This is a genomic window from Yoonia sp. (assembly GCF_036770585.1).
GTDB lineage: Bacteria > Pseudomonadota > Alphaproteobacteria > Rhodobacterales > Rhodobacteraceae > Yoonia.
The window spans coordinates 20553-40016 of sequence record NZ_DAIPIW010000016.1; the positions used below are offsets into that span (position 1 = coordinate 20553).

18 protein-coding genes and 1 other RNA gene are annotated in these 19464 nt (G+C 63.5%); 7 read left to right on the forward strand and 12 right to left on the reverse strand.

The annotated features are described in order from the left end of the window. The first annotated feature begins 96 nt into the window (after positions 1-96). Complete coding sequence (locus tag V7N12_RS04820; protein WP_333713073.1) at positions 97-483, forward strand: hypothetical protein; 387 nt, start codon at positions 97-99, stop codon at positions 481-483. Here V7N12_RS04820 and V7N12_RS04825 read toward each other — a convergent pair whose 3' ends face one another. Genes V7N12_RS04825 through clpS form a run of 3 tightly spaced genes read right to left on the reverse strand, consistent with a single transcriptional unit; the run spans position 484 to position 2625 of the window. Next, the gene (locus V7N12_RS04825) at positions 484-1287 is read right to left on the reverse strand and encodes an SDR family NAD(P)-dependent oxidoreductase (RefSeq protein ID WP_333713075.1); all 804 of its coding nucleotides are present in this window, start codon (positions 1285-1287) and stop codon (positions 484-486) included. 11 nt (positions 1288-1298) lie between these two features. After that, the gene (locus tag V7N12_RS04830) at positions 1299-2279 is read right to left on the reverse strand and encodes a class I SAM-dependent methyltransferase (protein WP_333713076.1); all 981 of its coding nucleotides are present in this window, start codon (positions 2277-2279) and stop codon (positions 1299-1301) included. A gap of 22 nt (positions 2280-2301) precedes the next feature. Further along, positions 2302-2625 (reverse strand): ATP-dependent Clp protease adapter ClpS, encoded by a 324-nt coding sequence (gene clpS, locus V7N12_RS04835; protein ID WP_333713077.1) that lies wholly within the window; start codon positions 2623-2625, stop codon positions 2302-2304. 404 nt (positions 2626-3029) lie between these two features. On the opposite strand from clpS, the gene V7N12_RS04840 reads away from it, so the two are divergent. Then, positions 3030-4442 (forward strand): D-alanyl-D-alanine carboxypeptidase family protein, encoded by a 1413-nt coding sequence (locus V7N12_RS04840; protein ID WP_333713097.1) that lies wholly within the window; start codon positions 3030-3032, stop codon positions 4440-4442. 26 nt (positions 4443-4468) lie between these two features. Here V7N12_RS04840 and V7N12_RS04845 read toward each other — a convergent pair whose 3' ends face one another. From V7N12_RS04845 to V7N12_RS04870, 6 genes are all read right to left on the reverse strand, one after another. Then, positions 4469-5785, reverse strand: a complete 1317-nt coding sequence (locus V7N12_RS04845) for a serine/threonine protein kinase (protein ID WP_333713079.1) — start codon at positions 5783-5785, stop codon at positions 4469-4471. Between the two features lie 155 nt (positions 5786-5940). Continuing rightward, a complete protein-coding gene (locus V7N12_RS04850) occupies positions 5941-7539 on the reverse strand; it encodes an ABC transporter ATP-binding protein (protein ID WP_333713081.1) in 1599 nt (532 codons plus the stop codon). Then, positions 7536-8723: an ABC transporter permease gene (locus V7N12_RS04855; protein ID WP_333713083.1), complete on the reverse strand. Its 1188-nt coding sequence runs from the start codon at positions 8721-8723 to the stop codon at positions 7536-7538. The genes V7N12_RS04850 and V7N12_RS04855 overlap by 4 nt, the downstream gene beginning before the upstream one ends. Continuing rightward, entirely contained in the window at positions 8723-9796 is a 1074-nt protein-coding gene (locus V7N12_RS04860) for a microcin C ABC transporter permease YejB (RefSeq protein WP_333713085.1), read from the reverse strand. The genes V7N12_RS04855 and V7N12_RS04860 overlap by 1 nt, the downstream gene beginning before the upstream one ends. Before the next feature lie 12 nt (positions 9797-9808). After that, positions 9809-11728 (reverse strand): extracellular solute-binding protein, encoded by a 1920-nt coding sequence (locus tag V7N12_RS04865; protein WP_333713087.1) that lies wholly within the window; start codon positions 11726-11728, stop codon positions 9809-9811. 167 nt (positions 11729-11895) lie between these two features. Next, on the reverse strand, positions 11896-12408 hold the full coding sequence (locus V7N12_RS04870) for a c-type cytochrome (protein WP_333713089.1): 513 nt from the start codon (positions 12406-12408) through the stop codon (positions 11896-11898). 122 nt (positions 12409-12530) lie between these two features. Between V7N12_RS04870 and V7N12_RS04875 the strand changes: the two genes are divergently transcribed. Next, positions 12531-13376: a prephenate dehydratase gene (locus tag V7N12_RS04875; protein WP_333713090.1), complete on the forward strand. Its 846-nt coding sequence runs from the start codon at positions 12531-12533 to the stop codon at positions 13374-13376. A gap of 64 nt (positions 13377-13440) precedes the next feature. Here the strand turns inward: V7N12_RS04875 and V7N12_RS04880 are convergent, their stop codons facing one another. Continuing rightward, positions 13441-13905, reverse strand: a complete 465-nt coding sequence (locus V7N12_RS04880) for an SRPBCC family protein (protein ID WP_333713091.1) — start codon at positions 13903-13905, stop codon at positions 13441-13443. 10 nt (positions 13906-13915) lie between these two features. Beyond that, the gene (gene nudC, locus V7N12_RS04885; RefSeq protein ID WP_333713092.1) at positions 13916-14863 is read right to left on the reverse strand and encodes an NAD(+) diphosphatase; all 948 of its coding nucleotides are present in this window, start codon (positions 14861-14863) and stop codon (positions 13916-13918) included. Between the two features lie 106 nt (positions 14864-14969). Here nudC and V7N12_RS04890 point away from each other — a divergent pair, with 106 nt between their 5' ends. The 3 genes from V7N12_RS04890 (at position 14970) to rsgA (ending at position 18046) form a co-directional block, all read left to right on the forward strand. Next, the gene (locus V7N12_RS04890) at positions 14970-16694 is read left to right on the forward strand and encodes a 5'-nucleotidase C-terminal domain-containing protein (protein ID WP_333713093.1); all 1725 of its coding nucleotides are present in this window, start codon (positions 14970-14972) and stop codon (positions 16692-16694) included. 39 nt (positions 16695-16733) lie between these two features. Further along, positions 16734-16831, forward strand: an RNA gene (gene ffs / locus V7N12_RS04895) — signal recognition particle sRNA small type. Between the two features lie 177 nt (positions 16832-17008). Continuing rightward, complete coding sequence (gene rsgA, locus V7N12_RS04900) at positions 17009-18046, forward strand: ribosome small subunit-dependent GTPase A (RefSeq protein ID WP_333713094.1); 1038 nt, start codon at positions 17009-17011, stop codon at positions 18044-18046. On the opposite strand, the gene V7N12_RS04905 is transcribed toward rsgA, so the two are convergent. After that, on the reverse strand, positions 18043-18516 hold the full coding sequence (locus tag V7N12_RS04905) for a protein-tyrosine phosphatase family protein (RefSeq protein ID WP_333713096.1): 474 nt from the start codon (positions 18514-18516) through the stop codon (positions 18043-18045). The two genes, rsgA and V7N12_RS04905, sit on opposite strands and share 4 nt — an antisense overlap. A gap of 82 nt (positions 18517-18598) precedes the next feature. Between V7N12_RS04905 and dnaX the strand changes: the two genes are divergently transcribed. Continuing rightward, a partial coding sequence (gene dnaX / locus V7N12_RS04910; protein WP_333713099.1) for a DNA polymerase III subunit gamma/tau occupies positions 18599-19464 on the forward strand: 866 nt, incomplete at its 3' end.

Here is a 19464-nt window from a genome sequence, read left to right on the forward strand (position 1 = left end):
TCGTCCTTGGTCGCTGATATTGAATAGCCAAATGCGTGCAGTTTAGGCACAATAGCGAAGACCACACGATGATCCAGACCAAAACCGGAGACCACGATGCGCCTTGCCCTGATCCTGCTTCCGCTTGCCGCAGTCGCCGCTTGCGCCACCCCCCGCGAGCAATGCGTCAATGCCGCGATGCGGGATAGCCGCGTCCTCTCGGCCCTGATCACCGAGACCGAGGGCAATCTGGCGCGTGGCTATGCCTTGAAGACCGAAACTGACATCCGCACGGTCAGCCGGTCCTGTCAGGGGCGCACCAGTGAGGGCACCACATTCCGATTTCCCTGCGACGAAACCGTGACCGTTGACCGCACCGTGCCCGTGTCAATCGATCTCAACGCCGAGCGGGCCAAGCTGGCCTCATTGCGTGAAAGACTGGCGACCGAACAGGCCGCAGCCAACGCGGCCGTGTCCCAATGTATCGCGATCCACCCCGAATGATCAGTGCGCGGTGACTGACGCGGGGTCGATCAGCGTCCGGCCACCATCAACAGTGATGATCTGACCGGTCACAAAGGCCGAGGCATCCGAGGCCAGATATTGCACCGCATCCGACACCTCGCCCGCGTTCGCGATCCGGTGCAGGGGCGTGTTGTCCACAATCGCCTCGCGCACGTCGTCATCATCGCGCAACCGGCCTTTCAGGCTTGCGCTCATGACGCTGCCAAAGGCCACGGCGTTCACGCGGATACCGTGCTTTGCCAAAGCGACCGCAAGCGAGCGGGTCATCTGGTCCAGTGCCGCCGTGCTGATCGAATAGGCCAGAAGATCGGGATGGGTCCGCCGCGCGGCAATCGAACTGATGTTGACGATCGCGCCGATATTGCCGCTGCTGTCGCCTTCGGCCTGTTTGATCATCCGCCGGGCCACCGCCTGACTGACCTGCAAAGCCGTCAAGGTGTTCTGCTGCAACAATTCACTCACTGATGTGTCTTCGGGATCCAACGGGTCGGTTTCCATCACCTGACGCGAGGCATTGACCAGAATGTCGACCCGTTCGAAGGCATCGACAGTCGCCGACAGTAGGTTCGCGATCGTCAGCTTCTTGCGCAGATCACCGCCGAAGATGCGGACGTTTTCTTCCTTGTCGGCCAGCTCGCCCACCTCATGGACAAGCGCCTTTTCGTCCATATCGGCAAAGACGACATTCGCGCCTTGCTCGACGAACTGGCGACCGATGGCCAGCCCCACGCCATTCGCCGCCCCCGTGACGATCGCGGTCTTGCCTGAGATGGAAAAGGACATGGGGTGTCTCCCTAAGGGCGGTCAGTGCCGCGGGGTTTGCTGGCAAGGAACAGCTTGAATGCACCATTGCTCGCAAGGCTGTCCACGCTGCGGAAGGATGCGTTCAACGTGGGTTCGTAAGGCAGATGCCGGTTCGCCACCATCCACAATCGGCCATTCGGTTTCAACAGGCGCCCGGCGGCTGTGATGAAACTGCGCCCAAGAGACGGATCGGCGCTGCGGCCGGTGTGAAACGGCGGGTTCATGACGATCCCGTCATAGGCGGGCGCGGTGAATTTCGTGGCATCCGCCCAGTGGAAGGCCGCGCGCGGATCGGTCACGTTCAGACGCGCACAGTCAAGCGACAGGGCCTCGGCCTCGATCAGATCGATGGTGGCGACGCCCGCGCGTCGCAAGGCGGCATGGCTGAGATAACCCCACCCCGCGCCCAGATCAGCCATGCGGAGCGGCAGCTTTTGCGGCAGGTGTTCGGCAAGAAAGGCGGACCCCGCGTCGATTTCACCGTCAGAGAAAACACCGGCGGTGGTCACGAACCCATCCGGTCCCGCCTGCGTCGCGGGTGCGGCCCAATCGGCGAAAGCCGCGCTGGCATCGCACCAGAACATGCGCCCATGCGCCTTGGTCAGCGACGGCAGCTCGCCCAGTCGCTTGCGCATCTCCTTGAAAAGACTGTCGGTGCCATCGGTCTTCTGCCCGTCGATGATGACGAAACGCGCCTTGGCACAGGCCTCGGCCACCATCGCGCGGGCAAGCGCCTTGGCGCGAGGGACGACGACAATCGCCGTGTCGCAGGGTTCAAGGTTCCGAAGCAGCGGGTAACCCGCGTTCGCCCAGGCCATCGCCTCGGGGTAGAAACTGTGGATGACCGACAGGCGCCCGGGCGGCAGACCCGTCACATCGAAGCTCGCCGGGGGACGCATCAGCGACACGGTGCCATCCGGCAGATCGACAAGACCATCGGCAAGGGCGGTGGACAGGCGCGAGGCTGACATCTGCGGGGAACAGCGGAAACCGCTATTCCTTCTCCATCGTGCATTGCAGCGGGTGCTGGTGACGCTGGGCAAAATCCATCACAAGCGCCACCTTGGTTTCGGCGATCTCGTGGCTGAAGACACCGACGACGGCAACGCCCTTCTTGTGCACGGTCAGCATCAATTCAAAGGCCTGCGCATGGCTCAGGCCGAAGAACCGTTCCAGCACATGCACGACAAATTCCATCGGCGTGAAATCGTCGTTCAGGATCAACACCTTGTACATCGGCGGACGTTTGGTCTTGGGCTTGGTTTCAAGAACCACGCCGACGTCGTTGTCGCCGTCACCCGTCTTGTTTGCCATCATATATTCCCAGGATCGCTTGGATCTGCCTTGGTTCGCTTGCGTATTATATAAACCACACAAAATGCAAGAAAACCCCATCACTTTACAAAGCGGTGAACAGGCCGCCGCCGGACGGATCGCCCATCTTGCGGCAAACGCGCAGCAGACCACAACATATAGAATGACGCGCGAACCTTCGCGCAAAAGTCTTTGAAATTAGGGTATTTTCCGAAATCGCAGCCTGTGTTACCTTCAACGAACAACAATAAGGCCACCGGAAAAATTCGGGGCCGTCGAGGCAGAGCAAGAGGCACGTCGTGGCAAGACGTCTGGGACAAAAGGCCCTATCGGGGCTCTTTCTATCTGTGTTGATTTTGGTTGTGCTGGTGGCCCCGATCCGGGCAACCGCCGCCCCCTATGCCGCCATGGTCATGGACGCCCGCACCGGCGAGGTGCTGCATTCCCGCAATGCCGACACGCGGCTCCATCCCGCCTCCCTGACCAAGATGATGACGCTTTACATCGCCTTCCAGGCGGTCGAGCGTGGCGAGATCACGCTCGATACCCCCGTCACGATCAGCCGCAACGCGGCGAACGAGCCGCCCTCGCGGCTTGGCTTGCGCGCCGGTCAAACGATCCGGCTGCGGTTTCTCTTGCGGGCTGCGGCGGTCAAATCCGCCAATGATTCCGCGACCGCCATCGCCGAGGCGATCTCGGGCTCGGAAGAGGCTTTTGCCACCCGCATGAACCGGACCGCCCGCGCGATGGGGATGACCAACACCACATTCCGCAACGCCCACGGCCTGACGCAAGAGGGCCACCTGTCCACGGCCCGCGACATGACGATCCTCGGGCGGCATGTCATCTATGACTTCCCGCAGTATTACAACCTCTTCTCGCGCCGCTCGGCCGATGCGGGCATCGCGACGGTTCACCACACCAACCGCCGCTGGCTTGACAGCTATGCTGGCGGGGACGGGATCAAGACCGGCTATACCCGCGCGGCGGGCTTCAACCTTGTCGCCTCTGCCCAGCGCGGGCAGCAACGCATCATCGCGACCGTCTTCGGCGGCTCGTCGACCGCGGCCCGCAATGCGCGCATCACCGAACTGATGGACATGGGCTTCGGGCAGGCCCCCCGCACGGCATCGCTGCGCCGTCCAGCCCCGCCGGGTGTGATGTCCGGCAACGAAGGGGCGCGCACGATCCGGCCAAGCGGTGTTGTCAGCACCAGCATGCGTCCCACCGCTCGACCGATCCCCGAGGCACCCGCAGCACCGGCACCGGAACCGGCACCGGACCTGCTGCTGTCGTCCGTCGATACCGACGTGATCGACGCGCTGGTGGCCGAGGCCGTCACCGCCGCCATTGCCGAAGCGATCATCGAGGCCGAAACCGAGGCGCCGACACCAGAGCCCGCCATGGCCATGGCTATCGCGACCGCGACACCCGCTGTCCGCCCGGTCCCGCGCCCGGTCCAGGGCGCGGCGGCAGCTGCTGAAACAGTCGCCCTGGCCGCAGTCGATCAACCCGACCCGACCACCACAACCGTCGCGCCCACGGGCCCCGAGGTTGTCACCCGCATCTCGACCTCTGGCGGGCGGCATTGGGGGATCAACGTGGGCCGCTACGATTCACGCTACAACGCCGAGAGGGTGCTTTTGCGCGTGGCCTTGAACGAGATGTCGTCCCTCGATGGCGCGCTGCGCCGCGTCGTGCAACGTGGCGGCGGGTTCGACGCGAATTTCATGGGGATGACACGCGAAGGCGCGGACCTAGCCTGCCGCAGGCTGCAAGCCCGCGGAACGCAATGTTTCATGATCGGCTCTGACGGCTGATTTGCGGCCCTGAAAGGCCGCGTCGGCTAAAGCGGCTTTGACCGGACCCAGTCAAGCAAACCGCGCGACTTTTCCTTTTCCTTTTCCTGCACCTGCCGCACGGCTTCGCGGGCGGCGGCCTGTGCCTCGGAGGCCTCACGCTGACGTTCCAGCATGGCCTGACGGGCCGCCTCACGGGCGGCGCGTTCTTCTGCGCGGCGACGCTCGGCCTCTTCGAGGGTCTCGCGGTTGAACTCATCCACCCAGGCGGGCCGGAACACAGACGCGTTGTTGACCGGCTCTGCGGGTCGCACCGCCTTCTTGACCTCGGCGGGGGCGGCAAGAACCTGCTTGTTGGTTTCCTCGATCAGCTCGCTCAGGGTCTTGCTGGCGTTCGCGTTCCGCGGCATCGGCACGACCCGCACCGTCTTGATTTCTTCCTCGATCATCCCGCGCCATGCTTTTGCCGACTGAAAGCGGTCTTTCGGCGCAAGCGACATCGCCTTGTCGACCGCGGCAAGGAAGGCGGCACCATATTGCGGGAAGCGGCCGTTCAACGGCACGCAGGGATCGTCCTGTTGCGCGGTCAACGCGCTGACACGGGTCTGGCTGTCTGCGGGGGGCTGGCGCGAAATCAGGTGATACATCGTCGCCGCCAGCGCATAAAGATCGCTGGATGGCCCCTGCGCCCCGCCCTTGATGTAGAATTCATGCGGCGAATAGCCGTCCTTGACCACCAGCATCTTCGAGACCTGATTGACCTTCTCGCTGGCGTCCTCGCGGGCCGCGCCAAAGTCGATCAGCGCAGGGTTTCCCCATTTGTCCAGCAGGATGTTGTCGGGCGAGATGTCGCGGTGCAAAAGGTCGTGCTGATGCACAAGGTCGATGGCGTCCAGCAGCTTGACAAGGATCTCGTGGATCTGCTGCGGCGACAGCACGTCGTCTTCATCCTCGATGATATCCGCCAGATCGCGCCCGTCGATCATGTCGAGAACCATATAGGCGGTGCCGTTTTCCTCGAAGACCTGATGGACCGAAACGATATTGGGATGGCGCATCTTGGCGATGCTGCGCGCCTCGCGCATGAACATCTCGACCGAGTGGCGATACTGCGCCTCAAGCCGCGCCGACGAGACCTGAACCCGGGCGCCGAAACGGATACAGAAGGCTTCGGGGAAGCATTCCTTGATGACGACATCGCGCTCGAGATAGGTGTCCTTGGCCAGATAGGTGATCCCGAACCCGCCATTCCCGATCTGCCGCTCGATCAGGAACTTGCCGCCATGCAGTTCTGTCCCTGCCTCAAGGCCAGGGAGCAGACCTTCATAGGTCTCTACGGGGTTGATGATCCGCGTTTCTTCCACGAACGTTCCTTACCATCACAGGAAAAGACAGACGCAAGATAACAGGGAATGACTAGCTAAAACGGGGGGAGGAAATCGGATGGATTTCTACCCACCCGAGAATCGATATAAACTGAAAGTGGCACATTCAAGGCAATCGCTAAAATTGCGATGATTCAGGCGACTTTCCCCTCAAAGGCGGCGGCCATCAGGGCGCGGGTATAGTCCGACCGGGGGTTGTCGAAGATCGCATCGGCATCCCCCGCCTCGACCACATCGCCCTGTTTCATCACCATCACCTTGTGCGACAGGGCCCGCACGACCTTCAGATCATGACTGATGAACAGATAGGCCAGCCCGTATTTCTGCTGCAACTCGCGCAGCAGATGCACGATCTGCACCTGCACGGTCATGTCCAGCGCCGAGGTCGGTTCGTCCAGCACCAGCAGCTTGGGCCGCAGGATCATGGCGCGGGCGATGGCGATCCGCTGGCGCTGCCCGCCCGAGAACTCGTGCGGGTAGCGGTCCATCATCGCGGGGTCCAGCCCCACCTCTTGCATGATCTCGGCCACCATGTCGCGGCGGTCGCGCCCGGGATCGACGCCATGCACGCCCAGCCCCTCGGCGATGATCTCGGCCACGCTCATCCGTGGGCTGAGACTGCCATAGGGGTCCTGAAACACGATCTGCATGTCGCTGCGCAAGGGCCGCATCTGGCGCTGGGTCAGCCTGTCGATCTCGCGCCCCTGAAAGACGATCCGCCCTTGCGAGGAAATCAGCCGCATGATCGCCAGCGCCAGCGTCGTCTTGCCCGACCCGCTTTCGCCGACGATGCCGATGGTTTCGCCCGCGCGCACGGTCAGCGTCGCGTCGTTCACCGCCTTGACGTAGCCCACCGTCCGCTTCAGCAGGCCGCGCTGGATCGGAAACCAGATGCGCGCGCTTTCCGTTTGCAGCACAACCGGCGCCTGCGCGCCCAACGGGGCCGGGCCACCGGTCGATTCCGCGGCCAGCAGCATCTGCGTATAGGGATGCTGCGGCCTGGCGAAAATCTCGGCCGTCGGTCCCGCCTCGACGATCTCGCCGTCCTTCATCACGCAGACGCGGTCGGCGATCTTGCGCACGATGGTCAGGTCATGGGTGATGAACAGCATCGACATGCCGACATCGCGCTTGAGTTCCTCCAGCAGTTCGAGGATCTGCGCCTGAATGGTCACATCCAGCGCCGTTGTCGGTTCATCCGCGACCAGAAGTTCCGGCCCGTTGGCCAGCGCCATCGCGATCATCACCCGCTGCCGCTGCCCGCCCGACAACTGATGCGGATAGGCCGTCAGACGGCTTTCGGCGTCGCGGATCCCGACGCGATCCAGCAGTTCCAGGATCCGCGCGCGCACCGCGGCACCGCGCAGCCCCTGATGCAGTTCGATGCTTTCGGCCAGTTGCTTTTCGATCGTGTGCAGCGGGTTGAGCGAGGTCATCGGCTCTTGAAAGATGAAGCTGATGTCATTGCCGCGCACACGGCGCAGGGCGGCGTCGTCCGCGCCGACCATTTCCTCGCCCAGATACTTGATCGACCCCGCCATGACCGCGCTGTCACCAAGAAGCTGCACCGTCGACAGCGCGGTCACCGATTTGCCCGACCCGCTTTCGCCCACCAGCGCCACGGTTTCGCCCTTGCCCACGGTGAAGGACACGCCGCGCACCGCATGGGTTGCCGCCGCATCCTGCCGGAACGCCACCCGCAGGTTCTGCACTTCGAGGACGGGGGCACTCATGACGCTTTGGCCTCGGACTTGGCTGTTTCGGCAAAGACGTTCGCGTCCACAGCCGTGCCGCTTTCGGCGACAAAGGTCTTGCGGGGATCAAAGGCGTCGCGGACCCCCTCGAAGATGAAGACCAGCAGCGACAGCATGATCGCAAAGGTGAAGAAGGCGGTGAACCCCAGCCACGGCGCTTGCAGGTTCTGTTTGGCCTGCAAGGTCATCTCGCCCAAGGAGGGGGCCGAGGACGGCAGCCCGAACCCGAGGAAGTCAAGCGAGGCCAGACCGCCGATCGCCCCGGTCACAAGGAAGGGCAGCATGGTCACGGTCGCCACCATCGCATTGGGCAACATGTGGCGGAACATGATCACGCTGTCCTTCACGCCCAGCGCCTTGGCCGCGCGGACATATTCCAGATTGCGCGCGCGCAGGAATTCCGCCCTGACCACACCGACAAGGGCGGGCCAGCCGAACAGCACTGTCAGAAACACAAGCAGCCAGTAACTTCGCCCCAATATCGCAAAGAGAATGATGATCACGTAAAGCGAGGGCATCCCCGTCCAGATTTCGATGAACCGCTGGAACAGAAGGTCGGTCCAGCCGCCGAAATACCCCTGCACCGCCCCCGCCACGATCCCGATGATCGAGGCCAGCACGGTCACCGTCAGCGCGAAAGTCACCGACAGGCGGAAGCCGTAGATGACCCGCGCAAGCACGTCGCGTTTGGTATCATCCGTGCCCAGCCAATTGTCCGCGCTGGGTGGCGAAGGCGCCACGCCGGGCACATCGACAATCGTCCTGTAGGAATAGGGAATGATCGGCCAGATCATCCAGCCCGCCTCGAACCCCGCGATACCGGGATCGCCCCCGGCGGCGACAAGCTGGATCAGCTCTTCCGGCCTGTCGAAACACGCGTCCAACCCGCCTGTCACGATCAGACAGTCCACCTCGGGCTCGCCATAGCCTGCCTCGGTCGGGAAATCGCCGCCGAAATCCGCCTCGGAATAAAAGCTGAAGATCGGCATCTTCAACTCGCCGCGATGGCTGACAAGGATCGGCTTGTCGTTGGCGATGAACTCGGCGAAGAGCGACAGGCCGAACAGGAACCCGAAGATGATCAGCGACCAATAGGCCCGCCGGTTGCGCTTGAAGTTGCGCACGCGGCGTTGGTTGAGCGGGGACAGGAACCGACGCGCCATCAGTTGCGCGCCTCGAAATCAATGCGCGGGTCGATCAGCACATAGGTCAGGTCGGTCAGGATCCCCACGACCAGCCCGATCAGCGAAAAGGCGAAGAGCGTGCCGAAGACCACCGGATAATCCCGCGCCACCGCCGCCTCGAACCCCAGTCGGCCCAGCCCGTCCAGCGAGAACAGCGTCTCGATGATCAGCGAACCGCCGAAGAACACCCCGATGAACAGCGCCGGAAAGCCGGAAATGACGATCAGCATCCCGTTGCGGAAGACATGGCCGTAAAGCACGCGCGACTCGGTCAGGCCCTTGGCGCGGGCGGTCATGACGTATTGCTTCTTGATCTCGTCCAGAAAGCTGTTCTTGGTCAGCAGCGTCAGCGTCGCGAAGGCCGAGATGGTCGAGGCCAGCACCGGCAGCGTGATGTGCCAGAAGTAGTCCAGCACCTTGCCGATCAGGCTCAGGTCCTCCCAGTTGGCCGAGGTCAGACCCCGCAGCGGGAAAATACGGAAATAGCTGCCGCCGGCGAAAAGCACGATCAGCAGGATCGCGAAGAGGAACCCGGGGATCGCATAGCCGACGATGATCGCGCCCGATGTCCATGTGTCGAAAGGTGTCCCGTCCCGCACCGCCTTCTTGATCCCCAGCGGGATCGAGATGAGATAGGCGATCAGCGTCGACCAAAGCCCCAGCGTGATCGAGACCGGCATCTTTTCCATCACCAGATCGAACACGCTGATCGACCGGAAATAGCTTTCGCCGAAATCGAACCGCACATAATTCCACATCATGTTCAGAAAGCGTTCCAGCGGCGGCTTGTCGAACCCGAATTCCCGTTCAAGCTGTGCGATGAAATCCGCAGGCAGGCCCCGGCCGCCGATATAGTCGCTATCGCCGGACCCGAGCAATTCCGAACCACCGCCCGAGATCCCCTCGAAGACATCGCCCTGCCCCTCCATCTCGGCCAGGATCTGCTCGATCGGGCCGCCGGGGACAAACTGCGTCAGCGCAAAGTTGATCACCATGATCCCCAGCAAGGTGGGGATCACCAGCAGCAATCGCCTGATGATATAGGCGCCCATCTGGCCCGGACGCTAACGAAGGACGCCGGCTGCGCGCAACTCTTCGGCCCGCTCGGCGTTGAACCACCAGTTGTCGATGGGCGACAGCGCGAGAGGCGGGACCTCCTTGAATTCGAAAATATCAAAGTAGGCCACGGTATGAACGCCCTTCTGCCACTGCGGGATCCAGAACCGTTCCGCCCGCAAGACGCGGTCCAGCGCGCGGGTCGCGACGGTCAGTTCTTCCAGCGTTTCGGCCCCCACGATCACCTCGATCAGCCGGTCCGCGGCAGGCAGTTTCAGCCGCATCGGGTTGCGCGAACTGTCATCCGCCGCCGCCGAGCCGAAAAACTGCGCCAGCCCCTGCCCCGGTTCGTAATCCTGCCCCAAGGATGCATTCACGATATCGAACTGTCCGCCCCGCACCCGCTCGACATATTGGGCGTTGTCGACACGGTCGAGCACCGCCTGCACGCCCAGACGCGACAGGTTCTCGACAATCGGGTTGATGATCCGGTCGAACTGGGGCGAGCGTTCAAGGAAGGTCACCGACAGCACCTCGCCATCCTTGCGGCGCAGCCCGTCAGCGCCCGCGATCCACCCCGCCTCGTCCAGCAGGGCCGATGCGGCGCGCAAGGACGCACGGTCCAGCGGGCGGTCGACCGTCGTCGAAACAGGTGCGACCACCGCTTCATCGGTCAGGATCGCCGCATCCAGCAGCCCTTCATCCACAAGCGGTTGCAGGATCGCGATTTCCTCGGGCGAAGGCACGCCCGTCGCCTTCAGATCGGAATTGTCCCAAAACGATTCGGGCCGTTCATAAAGCCCATAGAACAGCGTCTCGTTCATCCATTCGAAATTCACCATGTAGGTGATGGCTTCGCGCACGCGGCGGTCCTGGAACTTTTCGCGGTTCATGTTGAAGACAAACCCCTGCCCCGTCCCGATGGACCCGTCGGGCAGCTCCTCGACCCTGACCCAGCCGTTCTGACGGGCCGGAAAATCATAGCCCGTCGCCCATTGCAGCGAGCTGTTCTCGTTGCGGAAGGTATAGATACCAGCCTTGAAGCCTTCGAAAGCGGCACCACTATCGGCGAAATACTCGACCCGCAGCGTCTCGAAATTGTTGCGGCCCTGATTGATCGGCAGATCGGTCGCCCACCAGTCGGGGTCCTTGCGATAGACGATCTGACGCCCGATGTCGACACTGTCCAGCCGGTAAGGCCCCGTGCCCATGAAGGGGGCGTCCGATGTCTGATCCAGCCGGACCTCATTCGCCACGAACCAGTCCTTCGACCATGCGGATGTGCCACCGACCCAAGTGACCACATCGCGGCGCGGTGCGGTGTCCGAGAAATTGAACCGGATGCGGTGGGTATCCAGCACCTCGACCGAGTCGACAAACTCCGAATAGACGGCGCGATATTCGGTGATCCCCTGTTCCAGCGGCAATTCGAACGAGAACTTGATGTCCTCGGCATCCATGAAGGTGCCGTCCCAGAACATCACATCGTCGCGCAGGTTGAAAATCACCCAGTCGCGGCTCTCGGGATATTCGATGGTCGTGCACAGGTAACAGTAAGACCCGTAAGGATCGTCAGCGGTGCTGATCAGCAGGCTTTCATAGCCGATGGTGGACAGCGCCGCCGCCACACCCTGACGCGTGTAAAGGTTGAAGCTGTCGAAATTGCCCTGCGCCCACTGCGAGAACTCGCCGCCCTGCGGCGCATCCGGGTTCACATAGTCAAGGACCTGATCCGGCCCGTATTTCAGCTCGCCGAAATTGGTGTAGCCGTGGCTGATCGTGACAGGATCATGCGCATCGGCAAAGACCTCGGATGCCGCCCAAAGTGCCGCGCACCCCACCAACGACCCGATCACCCATCGCCTGCCGGACACCTCTGACCGGTCGATCCGTCTTGCTGTCGCGCGCGCGGTGGGACGTCTTTGCATCTTTTTGCTTCCTCGCGTTGAAGGGGCCCTTGCCGAAGTAAATGAAGTAAATGGACAGTTTGGCAAACTTTCAAGTTGAGTTTGCGTGATCGACAGGTGAAGCATCCACCCCAAATTGAAAGGCCGCACCCAAGGGCGCGGCTTTCAAGACCTGCAGACGATCCGCGTCAGCCGCCGTTGGTCGCCAGATAGGCGATCAGGTCGGCGCGATCCTCGATGCTGCGCATCCCGTTATAGCTCATCGAGGTGCCGGGGGCATAGCCGCGCGGGTTTTCCAGAAAGGCGTTCAGGGCTTCGGGCGCCCAGACATCGTTCACTTCGATCAGCGCACCGGAATAGTTGAAATCATCGTAGAACTGCACCGGACGGTTCACGACACCATAAAGCGCGGGGCCAGTGCCATGCACCCCTGATTCCAGCGCATGGCAGGACCGGCAGGCGCGCCACAGGCCCTCGCCGTCCGATGCGCTGGCCGAGGCGAAGACCACGTCGAACGGCACTTCTTCGACGACCTCTTCGGGCTCACCGCCGGCATCCGCGACCTCGATCACATAGGCCTGCTCGCCCGCATGGCCGCCCCCATGATAGATTTCTTCGGCCAGCCAGGCGCCCAGCAAAAAGACAAGCCATGTCCCGCAAAGCGCACCAATGGTTTTTGTCATCGTCATTGTGTCGAACATGTCGCGTTCCATTCCCTTCCCGATTTGGCGGGTATCTACCCGCTTCCCATGCAAAGTTGCAAGGTATAGAGCCGCGACCAAGTGCCCATTTTCGGTGTGAACGGGCAAGGAGGACACAATCAATGTCTCGCAAGATCGCGTTTCAGGGGGAACCGGGCGCCTACGGTCACGAAGCCTGCGTCACCGCGCGCCCCGATCACGACCCGCTGCCCTGTCCGACCTTCGACACCGCCATCCAGGCCGTCCGCGACGGCGAGGCCGATCTGGGCATGATCGCGGTCGAGAACTCGACCTATGGCCGCGTCGCCGATGTGCATTCCCTGCTGCCCGAAAGCGGGCTGCATATCGTCGATGAAACCTTCGTGCGGGTGCATATCAACCTGCTCGGCACGCCCGACGCGGTGCTGGCGGACGTGACAGAGGCCCATGGCCACCCCGTGATCCTGCCGCAATGCGCCGCTTTCCTCAAAGAGCACGGGATCCGGGGGCGCGTCAGCTCCGACAATGCCCGCGCCGCGCGCGAAGTCGCCGCAGGCCAGGACCGCGCGAAGGCGGCCCTCGCCTCGGAACTGGCGGCGGATATCTACGGGCTGAAGGTGCTGGCCCGCCATATCGAGGATCACGCCCGCAATACCACCCGCTTTTTGATCATGGCCCGCGACCCCGACTATGCCAGACGGGGGGCCTACGGGATGGTGACCAGCTTCGTCTTCCGGGTGCGCAACATCCCGGCGGCCCTTTACAAGGCCATGGGCGGTTTCGCGACCAATGGCGTCAACATGACCAAACTGGAAAGCTACATGGTCGGCGGCGATTTCACCGCCACCCAGTTCTACGCCGAAATCGAAGGCCACCCCGATGATGCCAACGTGAAACTGGCCTTCGAAGAGCTGGCCTATTTCACCGACCACCTGCTGATCATGGGGGTCTATCCGGCAGCCGCACGGCGCCACGAGAAAGCCCACTAGCCTCATTATCGGCCCGAAAATATCCTGGGGGAACGGCCGCCAGGCCGTGGGGGCAAAGCCCCCTTCACCCCTCGCGGCGGAACCGGTCCTCGATATCCTCGGCATAATCCAGCACCCGCGCCCGAAAGCGCTTGTCGGTGCGGGACTTGGCCAGTTTCAGCGACTGCAGCAAAAGCCGTGCCGTCAGGGTCTTGGCGCGCAGATCGACGTTGACCATCACCCGCGTCCGCGATTGCGACAGGGCGATCAGATCGACCTCCGTCACGAGATCGAGCCCCTCCGAGGCGCTCGTGATCACCAGACCCGAGGGCGGGTCCAGTTTCGTCAGTTCCGCCACCACCTTGCGCGGACGCCCGCGAAACGAAAAGCCGATATCCCAGGTGGTCCCGACCGCTGCCGGACCCTCGGTGCGGCGCGAGACCTCGGCCCCCTGCCGCAGGGCGCGCCGCTCGTAGGCGTCGAAATCGCTGATTTTCTCAAAGACGAACCCGATCGGCGCTTCGATATCTTCACGGGTGCTGAACTTCATGGGTGTCCTTTCACGCCAGACGGTCCGAAAGCCAGGCTTCCAGCAGGAAATGCGCAATCGCCCCCTTGCGGGCGGGCAGCAGTGTGGGGTGATCACCGCTGAAGGCAAGGGCGATCTCTTCGCGGCTGACCCAAAGGGCATCCTCGATCTCGACGGGATCGATGGTGATCGTCGCATCCAGCGCCGCACCCGCGCAGCCGATCATCAGCGATGCGGGGAAAGGCCATGGCTGACTGGCCAGATAGCTGACCTGCCCGACACGAATGCCGGCCTCTTCGAAGACCTCGCGACGCACCGCCGCCTCGATCGTCTCGCCGGGTTCGACGAAACCGGCCAGCAGCGAATACATGCCCGCAGGCCAGCCCGGCGAGCGGCCCAGAAGGACGTTGTTACCATGGGTGATCAGCATGATGACCACCGGATCGGTGCGCGGAAAGTGACGCCCGCCACAGGCCCCGCAATCGCGTTGCCAGCCTGCCATGGCGATCCGGCTTTGCACCCCGCATCGGGCACAGAACCGATGCGTCTCGTGCCAGCCCCAGATCGCCTTGGCCGTTGCCGCCAGTTCGGCCTCACGCGGGGTCAGCCGCGTCATCACCGCCCGCAGCTCGGCGAAGACCGCATCCGGCAGGCCCGGATGCACCTGCTGCGAGGGGTCCAGAAACTGGTTCAGCGTGCGGTCATCCAGCGCAGGCGGGGTCCAGCCGGACAGATCGGCGGCAAAGACCGGCGCGCCGTCCTCCAGCCCCAGAAACACCAGATCCGCCGCCGCGTCGGCCATGACCGGATGATCCAGCGCCACCCGTTGCAGGCTTTCACCCGACAGCAAGGGCTTGCCACGCCACAAAAGGATCGCCACAGCCCCCGCACGCTGCCGCAAAGCCGCCACGTCGCCGCGCAGCTCTGCCGCGCGATCCAGCCCCGAGCCGCCGAACGTCACTGTCTCTGCAATCCTCATGGCGCCGGAATGACACGGCGCGCGGGCGAGTTCAATTTGCGAAAGGAATATGCGGTGGTCCACCCTTCAAAAACATCTTAGGATTGCATGAAACGAGGAAGGCACAATGCACCCAACCGGCCAGCTCCGGATACTGGAGACAACCGACCTGCATATGCACCTGCTGGGCTATGAGTATTTCGCCGACCGCGCGGACGACAGCCTTGGCCTCGCGCGTCTGGCGGATGTGATCACCGCCCGCCGCAAGGGGGCCTGCCTTTTGTGCGACAACGGCGATTTCCTGCAAGGAACACCCCTCGCGGATATGCTCGCGGACAGCCGGCACCACCCGCTTGCGCAGGCCTTCAATACCCTGGGCTATGACGCGATCACCCTGGGCAACCACGAGTTCGACTACGGCCGTGGCGCATTGGCCACCTTCGGCCGACAACTGGACGCACCGATCGTCAGCGCGAATGTCACGACCCTGTCGGGCGTGGCGGTCTGGCAGCCTTACCGGATCATCGCGCGCGCGATCCCTTGCAGTGACGGCAGAGCGCGCACCATCCGCATCGGTGTCACGGGCTTTGCCCCACCCTCGCTGACCAAGGCCAAGGGGATCGCGACGCAGCCCATCGCCACCGCCGCCCGCGCCACCATTGCGGCGCTGCAAGACGCCGGTGCGGACGTGATCGTCGCGCTGTGCCATGGCGGGATCGGTGGCGCCGAGGACGAATCCGCCCAGACCATCGCCGCGATGGAGGGGATCGACGTGGTCCTGATGGGCCATACGCACGACAGCTTTCCCGACCCCTCAGGCCCTGGGACCGGCATGATCGATCATGTCAACGGCACCCTTTGCGGCAAGCCTGCGGTCATGGCGGGTTATCACGGAACATCGCTGGGCGAGATCGACCTTGCGCTTTGCCACCAGCCTGACGGCTGGCGGATCACCGGACACAAGGTCAGGCTGCACAAGATCACTCAACCCGACCAGCCCCCCAGCCCCGCCCGTATCGCGATCGAGGACCTTGCGACCCCCGCACATCAGTCGCATCTGGTGCGGATGCGGGTGCCCCTCGGGCCATCCGGTCAGCCGCTGCACAACCAGTTCGCCACCGTGGCGCCCGACCCCGTCGCGCGGCTTCTGGCCAAGATCATGCGCGATACCGTCGCCCGCGCCATCGGCAGGCCCTGCCCCGTTGCCGCCGTCGCACCGTTCCAGCCAGCCGGGGCAAAGGGGCGGCAACGCCGCATCACCTTGCCGGCGGGCGGGCTGACATATCGCGATGCCAGTTGTCTTTTTCCCTTCCGGGACCGACTTTGCGCCCTGCGTCAGACCGGGCGACAACTGCGCGCCTGGCTTGCGCGCAGCGCCACGCATTATACGCATGTGCTGCCCGTGAAACCGCCACAACCGCTGATCAATCCCGACAGCGCCGGTTATTTCTGCGACGGGCTGTTCGGGTTGCACTACCAGATCGACCTCGCGCAACCGGCGAAGGCCGACAACCTCGACCGGATCACCGACCTGCGCTTTGCGGGGCGACCTGTGGATGACCACGACACCTTCGTCGTCGCGGCCACCGGCTTCCGGCGGCAGGGCGGCGGCGGCTTTCCGGTGATCGCGGACGATGACGTGCTCTGGACCTCTGACCAAAGCCTGCCCGAGATGGTGACCGACGCCATTGCCGCAGGCGCAGCGCGGGACATTCCGCACGAACAGGTCTGGTCCTTCTCTGCCGCACCGGGAACCACCCTCTTTCTCGAACGCCGCGCGGGCGAGCCCGACACCCTGCCGCCGGATTGGGTCTGCAGCACCGATGGAACCGGATACCTGCGTCATTTCTGACGGGTTGCAGACTCGGGGGACCCGTCCTATATCGCAGGGTGAGAGGTTGGCGCGGGCAGGCGCCTCGCCAACCTGGTCAGGACCGGAAGGTAGCAGCCATAACGAGCCCCGCTTGGGTCGTTGTCAGCCTCTCACCTCGCTGTTTGCCTGCGCAAACGCCCCCAGCCACGTCCAGCAGAAGAGGATGGTTATGAGTGTCGTCGACCTGATCCTCCCGGCAGGGGTGCGCTGAGCCTGTTTCCGTTCCCTCGTCCGGTTCCCGTTGACCGCCACCTGCGGTCATCGCACTGTTTTTTCATGACGAGGACAGATCATTGACCGACCTGACACGCGCCGACCTTGGCTGGTCGCCCATCTTCATGTCGCAGCTCGATATCGACGCGCTGACCACCCAGACCCCCGCCCGCATCGTACAGGTCCACCGCGACCGCGTGAACGCGCTTTCCGAGATCGGCCCGCTGGAACTGACGCTGGACCCCGGGATCACCACCGCAACCGTCGCCGTCGGAGACTGGGTGCTGTGCGTGCCGGAACAGCACCGCCTGACCCGCGTGCTGGACCGGCAGACGGAGCTTTCCCGCGGGACTGAATATCACACAGGCGACAAGCAGTTGATCGCCGCCAATCTCGACACGCTCTTCATCACCACATCCTGCAACGATGATTTCAATCCCGCACGGCTGGAACGATATCTGGCGATGGCCCATGACGCGATGGTCACGCCGGTGGTCCTGATCACCAAGGCCGATCAGGTGGACGAACCGGACACCTACAGCGATCAGGCAAAGGTCTTGGGGCGTAACCTCGAAGTGATCCTGCTGAACGCCAAGGGCGATGACGTGGCCGCGGTGCTGGCCCCTTGGTGCGGCAAGGGGCAGACGATTGCCCTGACCGGTTCATCCGGTGTCGGCAAGACCACCATCGCCAATGCCCTGACAGGCGGGACGGCGGCGACACGGGACATCCGCGAGGACGACGCCCGCGGGCGGCACACGACGACAGCGCGGTCACTGCACCGGATGAAGGGCGGCGGCTGGCTGATCGATACACCGGGGATGCGCGGGCTGGGCGTGGCCGAGGTCGCCTTCGGCATCGATGCGACCTTCCCCGAAATTTCCGAAGCCGCGACGCAATGCAAGTTCCGCGACTGCGCCCATGAGACCGAACCGGGATGCGCGGTGCAGGCGGGCGTCGCTGCGGGCGAGATCGACCCCGATCGGTTGCGGCGCTACAAGAAGCTGCAACGCGAGAATGCACTGGCGACCGAGACCATCGCACAGGCCCGGGGCCGGCATCGCAAGTTCGGCAAAATCGTCAAGGGCGCGATAGAGGCCAAGCACAAGAAGCGCTAGCCCTGCAGCGCCCAGTCCATCTGGGCCTCGGTCTCGACGGCGCAGGGGCGCGCTTTTCGCAGGCGGTCCAGCGCCGCCTCCGGCGGTTCTCCGGCGGCGATCATCAGGCGCAGGCAAAGCATCCCCGACCGGCCGCAACCGCCGAAGCAATGGACCAGCACCTTGCCGCCGGATGCCAGAGTTTTCAGGGCTTTGTGCCGCGCCTCGGGCCAGATATCATTCGGCGGAATATCCATGTCGGGGATCGGCAGATGCAGCCAGCCGATCCGCTCGTTTTCAAGGTCACTGCCCAATGTGCCCGCGCCCTTGCGCATCAATTCATGTTGCAAAGTCAATGAGATCACCAGATCGGGCCGCCAGTCCATCAGGTGCAGCCAGTCGGTGTAATAGTGCCGCGTCCGGCCCGGCATCGGCGCGATGGCAAGGGTGCCGCCGCCCGCCGGAATGTCGTAAATCGCAAAGCCGTCCATGACCGACCCCCTCTCAGCGGTGGACCTCACCGGTGACGCACCCTAGGCTGATCCGCATCCGAATCCCATGCCCAAGGCCGCCATGTCCGACCAGCCGAAATATCAGGTTCTCGCCCGCAAATACCGGCCGGAAACCTTCGCCGATCTGGTCGGTCAGGACGCCATGGTGCGCACGCTGCGCAATGCATTCAAGGCAGACCGGATCGCGCAAGCCTTCATCATGACCGGGATTCGCGGCACCGGCAAAACCACGACCGCGCGGATCATCGCCAAGGGCATGAACTGCATCGGCCCCGACGGACAAGGCGGACCGACGACCGATCCCTGCGGGGTTTGCGAGCATTGCACGGCGATCATGGAAGGCCGCCACGTCGACGTGATGGAAATGGACGCCGCCAGCCGCACCGGTGTCGGCGATATCCGCGAGATCATCGACAGCGTGCACTATCGCGCCGCCTCGGCCCGCTACAAGATCTACATCATCGACGAGGTGCATATGCTCTCCAAGAACGCGTTCAACGCGCTCTTGAAGACGCTCGAAGAACCGCCCGCCCACGTCAAGTTCATCTTCGCCACAACCGAAATCCGGCAGGTGCCGGTCACGATCCTGTCACGCTGCCAGCGGTTCGACCTGCGCCGGATCGAACCGGAAACGCAGATCGCCCTTCTGCGGAAAATCTCGGACGCCGAAGGCGCGCAGATCACGGACGAGGCGCTAGCCCTGATCACCCGCGCCGCCGAAGGCTCGGCCCGCGATGCGCAATCGCTGCTGGATCAGGCGATCAGCCACGGCGCGGGCGAGACGACCGCCGATCAGGTCCGCGCCATGCTGGGGCTGGCGGATCGGGGCCGCATCCTCGATCTTTTCGACATGATCATGAAGGGCGAGGCGGCCGCCGCCCTGACCGAGCTTTCCGCCCAATATGCCGATGGCGCCGACCCGATGGC